This window comes from Treponema sp. (genome assembly GCF_045657965.1).
Taxonomy (GTDB): domain Bacteria; phylum Spirochaetota; class Spirochaetia; order Treponematales; family Treponemataceae; genus Treponema_D.
Genome location: NZ_JAZOUG010000025.1, coordinates 1 through 3,210, shown reverse-complemented (window position 1 = coordinate 3,210; position 3,210 = coordinate 1). Strand labels below are relative to the sequence as shown.

At 42.2% G+C, this 3,210-nt stretch carries 4 protein-coding genes; 1 reads left to right on the top strand and 3 read right to left on the bottom strand.

What is annotated here, in order from left to right; all coding sequences use genetic code 11:
- A partial coding sequence (locus ACKI5B_RS00640; protein WP_407425020.1) for a lytic transglycosylase domain-containing protein occupies nt 1-460 on the top strand: 460 nt, incomplete at its 5' end.
- Between the two features lie 82 nt (nt 461-542).
- Here the strand turns inward: ACKI5B_RS00640 and ACKI5B_RS00635 are convergent.
- The 3 genes from ACKI5B_RS00635 to ACKI5B_RS00625 all read right to left on the bottom strand — a co-directional run.
- Nucleotides 543-1,217: an FAD-dependent thymidylate synthase gene (locus tag ACKI5B_RS00635; protein ID WP_407425019.1), complete on the bottom strand. Its 675-nt coding sequence runs from the start codon at nt 1,215-1,217 to the stop codon at nt 543-545.
- A 46-nt stretch (nt 1,218-1,263) separates the two neighbouring features.
- Nucleotides 1,264-2,016, bottom strand: a complete 753-nt coding sequence (gene pflA, locus ACKI5B_RS00630; RefSeq protein ID WP_407425018.1) for a pyruvate formate-lyase-activating protein — start codon at nt 2,014-2,016, stop codon at nt 1,264-1,266.
- 372 nt (nt 2,017-2,388) lie between these two features.
- The coding region (locus ACKI5B_RS00625; RefSeq protein WP_407425017.1) for a pyruvate formate lyase family protein at nt 2,389-3,210 on the bottom strand (822 nt) is incomplete at its 5' end.

The following is a 3,210-nucleotide window of genomic DNA, read 5'->3' as shown; positions in this document are numbered from 1 at the left end:
CGGTCTTAGGAAGACAAATGTCTTAGCCAACTCCTTGGCTCACAGAACGACATGGCTACGATCCGACTTTGCATTTTCTCTTGCTTATGTAGAAAGCCGGTTTAAAGCAACAGCTGTTAATTCAAATACAAATCATACAATTGACCGCGGATTATTCCAGCTTAACAGTGCATCATTCCCTAAACTTACTGAGGCTGAATTCTTTGATCCGAAAGTAAGTGCAAAATATGGAATGAGTCATTTACGCTATTGTATGGATATCGCAGGAAATGACATTACAGCACTTGCAATGTACAATGCAGGAACTTCCCGTGTAAAGCAGAATAAAACTCCACAGCATACACTTAATTATGTTGCAAAAATCTCAAGCTATCGGGTTCACCTTGAAAGTAAATTTTCAACCGAAGTTTTAGCCTTTTATTCTACTCCTGCAGAAAATACATCTCTTGCAAAAAAATAAGCCGAAACTATATACAGCTTTTAAGTATTATTACACTAAGCATCATAAATTATGTGCTTTAGTGTAATTCTTATGATTTGAGTTAATTCGCGGTATCTTTTCTTGGTCTTCTTCCGCAGCACTTTGTTTCTGTACACCAGCCTGTTACGTCGCATTTTGGTACAAAAAGATTTTCGCAAATCCACTTCCATTCTTCTGAGTATTCACTCAAAGCTTTTTTTATTTCGTTTGCCATCGAGCGGATTTCAATGTAGGCCCTTGTACAAAGCCTCTGGTTCATTAAATTTATCATGTTCCGTAGATTACGCTTGTCTACGATTTTTGTCATCATGCCGAGCGGGAGAATATTTGCTGCATCTTCTTTTGAAACGCCTTTTTCCATAAGAATGGCATAGCTTTTTCTAATTTGTTCCATACACTCTTCATAGGCTTTTTTTGCTTCTTCAGATTTTGCTGCTGTCGGCGGAAGATAATAGTCGAATTTTTCACAGTTTACATAGCGTGTACTTTCCTGAAGGCGTGTAGGACTGCCTCCAATATGAGTGTAATACTCCCGGATAGCACGTGCAGAATAGCCGTTAATGCAAAGCTCTATATCTACGTATTCAAGAACACGCCCATGACCGCTTATAATGCAGTCTTTTGCCCGTTTTATGTTTTTTTCTGCATTATCAACCGGGCTGTTCCAGCAAACGCCTGCCATTTTTCCGATTTTCTGAAGAGGATATTTATCTGTTGTATCAAAAATTTCAATCATAGTTCTATTTTAGCAGAAAGCATCAAAATTGTCTTTTGTGTTTCTTTTATTCCTTCCACTTTGTATATTTTTCACATTCAAGAATCTTTCTGGCATTTTCTACACGTTTAAGGCTTGGACTTTCTGTTTTTTCAAGCGGGTAGGTAATTCCCAAATCCTTATACTTAGTGATTGCAAGTCCGTGATAAGGTAAGATTTCAACCCGCTCGACATTGTGCAGAGTGCGGATAAAATCTCTGGTTTGTGTGAGATACTCGTCGTTGTCGGTGATTCCAGGAACTAAAACATGACGGATCCAGATTGGTTTTTTGATTTCGTCAAGATAAGCGAACATCTCGCGCACATTTTTTCCTGTATGACCTGTAAGTTTTTTATGTTCTTCTTCATTAATGTGTTTGATGTCAACGAGCAATGTGTCAGTAACTTCCATGAGTTTTTTAAATTTTTCGAACCATTCGCCTTCTTTCTTAAAAGGCCCCCCAGCAGTATCAATACAGGTGTTGATATTTCGTTCCTTTGCTTTCGTAAAAAGTTCGATTAAAAAATCAATCTGCGCAAGAGGTTCTCCGCCAGAAACAGTGATACCGCCTTTTTTGCCCCAGAAATCTCGGCAGTCTTCGGCTTCATCGAGAAGTTCATCTGCGGTATAGAGTTTTCCACGAGTCATTTCCCATGTATCGGGATTGTGGCAGTAAAGGCATCGGTAAGGACAGCCTGAAAAAAATATTATAAACCTTGAACCAGGTCCGTCAACGCAGCCAAAAGATTCCAGCTGATGAATGTAACCTTGTAAAGCCATTTAGTACCTCTGTTTGCAATTGCGCAAGGGATTGTAGTGGCGGCGAAGCCGTTCGGTAGCAATGGGATTGTCGGGTCTGGCCCGACAATCCCATTGCTACCGAATGAAGCGACAGCGTAACCACGCAAAGCCCGCCCCTGCCCTTGGCAGGGGTGCGCCCACCTTTTTATGAAAACCGAGCACGATTCGCTGTAACAAATCCCACTGATTTTATAAAAAGACATAAAATGCATAAAAAAAGCGGGGCGAAGTCGGGGTTCTGACACAAACCCACCTGAGCTATGCTCACTGTGGTGTTTGGGGCAGGTTCCCGACGGGAGCCACGCTTTTTTTATGTGTTATCCGACCTGTTTTTTATAGGTCAGTTGTTTATTACAGCGAAGCGTGGCAGGTTCGTGCGATAACGTCATCCTGCTGTTCTTTTGTAAGGTTGATGAAGCGTACTGCATAACCAGAAACGCGGACTGTGAAGTTTGCATATTCCGGTTTTTCAGGGTGAGCCTGGCAGTCCTTGAGCTTTTCAACGCCGAATACGTTTACATTCAAGTGGTGTGAACCTTTTGCAAAGTATCCGTCAAGAACATTTACAAGGCTTGCAATGCGTTCGTCTTCGTCATGGCCGAGAGCTGAAGGATTGATTGTCTGTGTGTTAGAAATTCCATCCAAAGCGTAGTGGTATGGAAGTTTTGCAACAGATTTGAGTGATTTAACCAGACCTTTTGTTTCTGCACCGTAAGCAGGGTTTGCTCCTGGTGAGAATGGCTCGTGTGCTTTGCGTCCGTTTGGAAGAGCACCTGTTGCCTTACCGTAAACAACGTTTGAAGTGATTGTAAGAATTGATGTTGTTGGCTCTGCATTGCGGTATGTCGGGTGCTTCTTGATTTTTGTAATGAAGGTCTTCAAGAGCCATACTGCGATATCGTCTGCGCGGTCATCATCCTGGCCGTAGCGCGGGAAGTCACCGTCGATTTCGAAGTCATAAGCCATGTTTTTAGCAACTCCGATGACAGCCTTTGTTTTGCGGTCATGGATGTCGAAGTCACGGCGGAGAACGCGTACTTTTGCATATTTGATTGCAGAAAGTGAATCAACGACATGAGAGAAGCCTGCGATACCAGTTGCGAATGTGCGTTTGAGATCTGTATCTTCGAGAGCGAGCTCTGCTGCTTCGTAGTAGTATTTGTCGTGCATGTA